Below are 5,739 nucleotides of genomic sequence, written 5' to 3' on the forward strand. Positions count from 1 at the left end.
TGCCGCTCCCCCGCGCCACACACCAGTCGCCCCACGGGCCCGTCACACATTCCGCACCGAAGCGGAGCGCCTACGCCTCGTCGGCGCGCGCCCCCCGGTGCCGCCCGCGCGGCTGCGACTGCTCGTGGCCGCCGTCGTGCTGCGCGGACGCGGAGACCGCTCCGCGGTGCCGGCCGGAGCCGGATCGTTCCTGCTCCACCGTGTGCGTCGCGGTGTCCGTACCGTTGTCTTCCGTCATGAGAGAGCTCATGGCGTAACCCCGAATCCCCGTTGTTTCGAACAAGATCCTTCTGATGCAGCCGGGCGAGTCTAACCAACCGCCGGACGCCCGCCGAGGGGCGCCTGCCCCAACGGCACCGGCCGCTGCGCCGCAGGTGCCTGCGGGGCCTGTACGACCGGTTCGCGGGGCTTCGGCGGCTCGGGTGCGGGGATGCGCGCGAGCCCGCACGACACGTCGTCCGTGACGTACGGCAGCGCCAGGACCCCGTCCCGCGACCAGAAGCCCGTACCGGCCAACCACCCTACAGGCGCAGCCAGTTGATGCAGGTGCGACACGGCGGGCCGCCACACGCCGAGCCATGGCGCCCCGCCCTCGGTCCCGGCCGGCCCGTCGATGCGCAGCGCCACCGCGCAGCTCTCGGGCAGCAGGGTCTGCCCGGGCTGGACGGCGAACGGGGTCAGCGCGCAGTCCGCGAGCCGCAGCGCCTGCGGGAAGCGGATCGGCAGCGTACTGCCCAACACGCCCCAGCCGAGCCGGAGTTCGCCCGGGGTGGCGGCGTCCGAGCGGAGCAGGATCAGACCGCTGTCGGGGTCCGCGAGCAGCAGCCGGTCCTCGCTCTCCTCGGTGATCTGCAGCAGCGGCGACACCTCGCCGTCCCGGTCCAGATCCACCGCGACCGTCTTCACCGGGCCGTCCCCCTCGGCCGGTTCCCGGTCGAGCGCGAGGAGCCGCCCGGTGCGGTCCAGCCACACGCCGCCCGAGCACCGCCCCGGCACCTCGGCCACATGCTCGGGCCCGAACGCCCCGCCCGCCACCCGCCACACGCCGGTGCTCTCCTCGCCCGGGGCGAGCGCGTACGCGCACCGGCCGTCCGGCGCGGGCGGCAGCAGGGTCAGTTCGTCGCACTCCACCGCCCCCAGCAGCACCTCGCCGGTGCCGGGGCCCGTCGGGTAGAGCAGCGAGAACAGGTGGCGGCCGTCCGCCCGCCGCCGCACCAGCACCCGGCCGTCGGCCAGCGGCAGCACCGCCGTGTCCGGTTCCTCCGGCTGGTTCGTCGGCAGCGGCACCGCGTACGGCTCCGGTCCGTCCAGCGTCCAGCGCTCGGGGAACCAGGAGGGGGCCGCGTCGTCCGCCCCGTCGTGCGCGAGCCGGGCCGCGTACGACCCGTCCGCCGTGATCACGCATCCGGTGCGCGGCGGCTCCGGCCGCGTCCCGGTCGTGGGCTCGATCGCCAAGGCCGTCATGGATCTGTCACCTCCGGTTCAGTCGCCTCCGGTCGTCCGCGGTCGAAGCTAGTTTTCGCACGTACCTCCGTGGCACCGGGCGCCCGCCGCTTCACCCCAAAGGGTGGCGAAGCGGCGAATTCGCTGAGAGTGCTGTGCCGGGTGTGCTCACGGGGTGCGGCCGGGTCCGGAGAGGGCGGTCATGGACGTGGATGTAAGGTTTGCCTAACCAAACCCTGTGGATGTGCGGAGGTCCGTACGTCCACACCCCCGTGACCGCTGGAGCCGAGCCGAGATGTCCATACGCCACCACCGCACCCGGATCGTGGCCGCCGCCGTCACCGCGGCCGCCGCCCTCACCCTCACCGCCTGCGGTTCCGGCGACACCGGCGGCTCCGGCGAGAAGGACGCCGACGGCGCGGGCTCCAAGGCCGTCGCCCAGGGCGGCGACGACTTCTCGAAGGCCGCCGAGCAGACCGCGAAGATGGGCACGACCGCGAAGGCCGGCCAGTTCCCGCGCACCGTCACGCACGCCATGGGCAAGACCGAACTGAAGGCGAAGCCCCGGCGCGTCGTCGTCCTCGACGTCGGCGAGCTCGACAACGTCGCCTCCCTCGGCGTCAAGCCCGTCGGCTACGCCCCCACCGAGGGCGACGAGGGCATCCCGACCTACCTGAAGAAGGAAGCGGGCAACCCGAAGAACGTCGGCACGATCAACTCCCTCAACCTCGAGGCGATCGCCAACCTCAAGCCCGACCTGATCCTCGGCAGCGAGCTGCGCGCCGCCAAGCTCTACCCGCAGCTCTCCAAGATCGCCCCCACCGTCTTCTCCATCCGCCCCGGCTTCACGTGGAAGGAGAACTACCTCCTCAACGCCTCCGCCCTCGACAAGAGGGACCGGGCCGAGGCGAACCTCGCCGCGTACGAGAAGGACGTGAAGCAGCTCGGCGCCGACGTGAAGAAGGCCAACGGCGGCAAGGCCCCGACCGTCACGATGCTCCGCTACATGCCGGACCGCATCCGCCTCTACGCCAAGGCCTCCTTCATCGGCACGATCCTCGACGACGCCGGCATCCCGCGCCCGAAGAACCAGCAGATCGACGACCTGGCGGCCGAGATCAGCCCCGAGAAGATCGACTCCGCCGACGCCGACTGGATCTTCACCGGCGTCTACGGCGACGCGAAGAAGACCCAGCGCTCGAGCGCCGAGGACAACCCGCTCTGGAAGAACCTGAAGGCTGTCAAGGACGGGCAGGCCAAGGACGTCCCGGACGAGACCTGGTACCTCGGCCTCGGCGTCACCGCCGCCCACGAGGTCCTGAACGACCTCCGCGGCGACCTCGTCAAGTAGCCGGGCTCCCGGTACCGGGCTTGGGGCTGGGGCACGCGGCGCAGGTAACCTGTCTGCGTGCCCCGTCTGTCTGAAGTCACCGCCGCGCTCGACGCCCTCTGGCCCCCGGCCCTCGCCGAGGGATGGGACGCGGTCGGCACCGTCGCCGGCGACCCGGACGCCGAGGTCGGCCGGGTCCTCTTCGCCGTCGACCCGGTCCAGGAGATCGTCGACGAGGCGGTGAAGCTGGGCGCGGACCTGCTGGTCACGCACCACCCGCTCTACCTGCGCGGCACGACGACCGTCGCCGCGGACACCTTCAAGGGCCGCGTCGTCCACACGCTGATCAAGAACGACATCGGGCTGCACGTCGCGCACACCAACGCCGACCGGGCCGACCCGGGCGTCTCCGACGCGCTCGCCGGCGCCCTCGACGTCCGCGTCGTACGCCCTCTCGTCCCGGACCCGGCCGACCCCGCGGGCCGCCGCGGCCTCGGCCGGATCTGCGAGCTGGAGCACCCGCTGACCCTGCGCGAGCTCGCGGGCCGCGCCGCCGACCGCCTCCCGGCCACCGCCCAGGGCATCCGCGTCGCCGGCGACCTCGACTCCACGATCCGCACGATCGCCGTCTCCGGCGGGTCCGGCGACAGCCTCTTCGCCGACGTCCGCGCGGCCGGCGTCGACGCCTTCCTCACCGCGGACCTGCGCCACCACCCCGCGAGCGAGGCTCGCGAACACGCACCTCTCGCACTGCTCGACGCGGCGCACTGGGCCACCGAGTGGCCCTGGTGCGAGCTGGCCGCCGCCCAGCTCGACGAGATCTCCGACCGTCACGGATGGGGCCTGCGGGTCCACGTCTCCAGGACGGTCACCGACCCCTGGACCGCCCACGCGGCGTCCAACCCCGCACCACTCTCTACCTTTGGAGCCCCCAACTGAACGCCGCGCCCGCCGACCAGATCCGCCTTCTCGACGTCCAGGCCCTGGACGTCCGTCTCCAGCAGCTCGCGCACAAGAAGAAGTCGCTGCCGGAGCACGCCGAGATCGAGTCGCTCACCAAGGACCTCACGCAGCTGCGGGACCTGCACGTCGCCGCGACGACGGAGGAGAGTGACTGCGCCCGCGAGCAGACCAAGGCCGAGCAGGACGTCGACCAGGTCCGCCAGCGTGCCGCCCGCGACCAGCAGCGCCTCGACTCCGGCGCGGTGACCTCGCCGAAGGACCTGGAGAACCTCCAGAAGGAGATCGCCTCGCTGGCCAAGCGCCAGGGCGACCTGGAGGACGTCGTCCTCGAGGTCATGGAGCGCCGCGAGTCCGCTCAGGAGCGCGCCACCGAGCTGGGCGAGCGGCTCGCCTCCGTCCAGGCGAAGATCGACGACGCGACGTCCCGGCGCGACGAGGCCTCCTCCACGCTCGACGCGGAGGCCGCCACGGTCACCAAGGAGCGCGAGGTCGTCGCCGGGTCCATCCCCGCCGACCTGCTGAAGCTCTACGACAAGCTCCGCGTGAAGGAGGGCGGCGTCGGCGCGGCCAAGCTGTTCCAGCGCCGCTGCGAGGGCTGCCGCCTGGAGCTCAACATCACGGAGCTCAACGAGGTCCGCGCCGCGGCCCCCGACGCCGTCGTCCGCTGCGAGAACTGCCACCGCATCCTGGTCCGCACGTCCGAGTCGGGCCTGTAGATCCGTCACGGAGCATGAGCCGAGGTCCCGGGGCTTCCGCCCCGGACCCGGCTCCCCGCATGCCGGAGGGGCGTGTTGTGAAACCGGACATGTCCCCGCCCACCACCTTCGTGCTGCTCCGGCACGGGGAGACCGCTCTGACGCCCGAGAAGCGGTTCTCGGGGTCGGGGCGGGGAGCCGACCCCGAGCTGTCGGACCGGGGCCGGGAACAGGCGGACCGCGCCGCCCGCGCCCTGAAGGCGCACACCCCGCCGGTCGACCTGATCGTCACGTCCCCGCTGGCCCGCTGCCGCCAGACCGCCGAGGCCGCCGCCGGACTGCTCGGCCTGGACGTGAGCGTCGACGACGACCTCCGCGAGACGGATTTCGGCGCCTGGGAGGGCCTGACGTTCAAGGACGTCAGGGAGCGCCACCCGGACGACCTGAACGCCTGGCTGGCGTCACCGTCCTGGGCCCCCACGGGCGGAGGGGAGTCCTTCGACACGGTCACCGCACGCGTCGCCGCGGCCCGTGAGCGCCTCGCGGCGTCCCATCGGGGCCGCACGCTCCTCCTCGTGTCGCACGTGACGCCCATCAAGACGCTGCTGCGTCTGGCGCTGGGCGCACCGCCGGAGGCCCTGTACCGGATGGAGCTGTCGGCGGCCTCCCTGTCGACGGTCGCCTGCTACGCGGACGGCAACGCGACCGTCCGCTGCCTCAACGACACGTCACACCTGCGCGGGATCTAGCCGGCCAGACGGCTCGCCTCGCGGGCCAGGTCCTCGACCCGCGCCCAGTCCTTCGCCGCGACGGCGTCCGCGGGGAGCATCCAGCTGCCGCCGACGCAGCCGACGTTCTTCAGCGCGAGGTAGGAGGGCGCCGACGCGGGGGAGATGCCGCCCGTCGGGCAGAAGCGGGCCTGGGGGAGCGGGCCCGCCAGCGACTTCAGGTACGCCGTGCCGCCCGCGGCCTCCGCCGGGAAGAACTTCATCTCCGTCACGCCGCGCTCCAGCAGCGACACGACCTCCGAGGTCGTCGAGACGCCGGGCAGGAACGGCACGCCCGAGCCCTTCATCGCGTCGAGCAGCGTGTCCGTCCAACCGGGGCTGACCAGGAACCGGGCCCCGGCGGCCACGGCGTCCGCGACGTTCTCCGGCGAGATCACGGTGCCCGCGCCGACGACCGCGTCCGGCACGGCGTCCGCGATCGCGCGGATCGCGTCGAGCGCGGCCGGAGTGCGCAGGGGCCACACGAACGAGGGCGGGCCCCCCGCGGCCGTCGCCCGCGCGGGGGGGACGGCGTGGGCGG

Annotated in this window: 6 protein-coding genes and 1 pseudogene; 4 read left to right on the forward strand and 3 right to left on the reverse strand. The window is 73.2% G+C overall.

The window, feature by feature from the left end:
* Window positions 1-70: 70 nt before the first annotated feature.
* Both ACFW9D_RS37745 and ACFW9D_RS37750 read right to left on the reverse strand, forming a co-directional pair.
* A complete protein-coding gene (locus ACFW9D_RS37745; protein ID WP_384629948.1) occupies window positions 71-238 on the reverse strand; it encodes a hypothetical protein in 168 nt (55 codons plus the stop codon).
* 71 nt (window positions 239-309) lie between these two features.
* Window positions 310-1,464 carry a hypothetical protein gene (locus tag ACFW9D_RS37750; RefSeq protein WP_384629950.1) on the reverse strand — a complete coding sequence of 385 codons (1,155 nt, stop codon included), beginning with the start codon at window positions 1,462-1,464 and terminating at the stop codon, window positions 310-312.
* Window positions 1,465-1,738: 274 nt separating this feature from the next.
* On the opposite strand from ACFW9D_RS37750, the gene ACFW9D_RS37755 reads away from it, so the two are divergent.
* The 4 genes and pseudogenes from ACFW9D_RS37755 to ACFW9D_RS37770 all read left to right on the forward strand — a co-directional run.
* Window positions 1,739-2,794 (forward strand): ABC transporter substrate-binding protein, encoded by a 1,056-nt coding sequence (locus ACFW9D_RS37755; protein WP_384629952.1) that lies wholly within the window; start codon window positions 1,739-1,741, stop codon window positions 2,792-2,794.
* A gap of 57 nt (window positions 2,795-2,851) precedes the next feature.
* Window positions 2,852-3,712: a Nif3-like dinuclear metal center hexameric protein gene (locus tag ACFW9D_RS37760; protein ID WP_188339228.1), complete on the forward strand. Its 861-nt coding sequence runs from the start codon at window positions 2,852-2,854 to the stop codon at window positions 3,710-3,712.
* The gene (locus tag ACFW9D_RS37765; protein WP_188341591.1) at window positions 3,709-4,452 is read left to right on the forward strand and encodes a zinc ribbon domain-containing protein; all 744 of its coding nucleotides are present in this window, start codon (window positions 3,709-3,711) and stop codon (window positions 4,450-4,452) included. The genes ACFW9D_RS37760 and ACFW9D_RS37765 overlap by 4 nt, the downstream gene beginning before the upstream one ends.
* Before the next feature lie 83 nt (window positions 4,453-4,535).
* Window positions 4,536-5,180, forward strand: a pseudogene (locus ACFW9D_RS37770) (histidine phosphatase family protein); the annotation flags it as partial.
* On the opposite strand, the gene eda reads toward ACFW9D_RS37770, so the two are convergent.
* Window positions 5,177-5,739, reverse strand: a 563-nt coding sequence (gene eda, locus ACFW9D_RS37775; RefSeq protein ID WP_384629954.1) for a bifunctional 4-hydroxy-2-oxoglutarate aldolase/2-dehydro-3-deoxy-phosphogluconate aldolase, incomplete at its 5' end; no start/stop codon positions are given. The pseudogene ACFW9D_RS37770 and the gene eda overlap by 4 nt on opposite strands.

The organism is Streptomyces sp. NPDC059524 (genome assembly GCF_042749255.1).
In the GTDB taxonomy this organism is placed as follows: domain Bacteria; phylum Actinomycetota; class Actinomycetes; order Streptomycetales; family Streptomycetaceae; genus Streptomyces; species Streptomyces xanthii.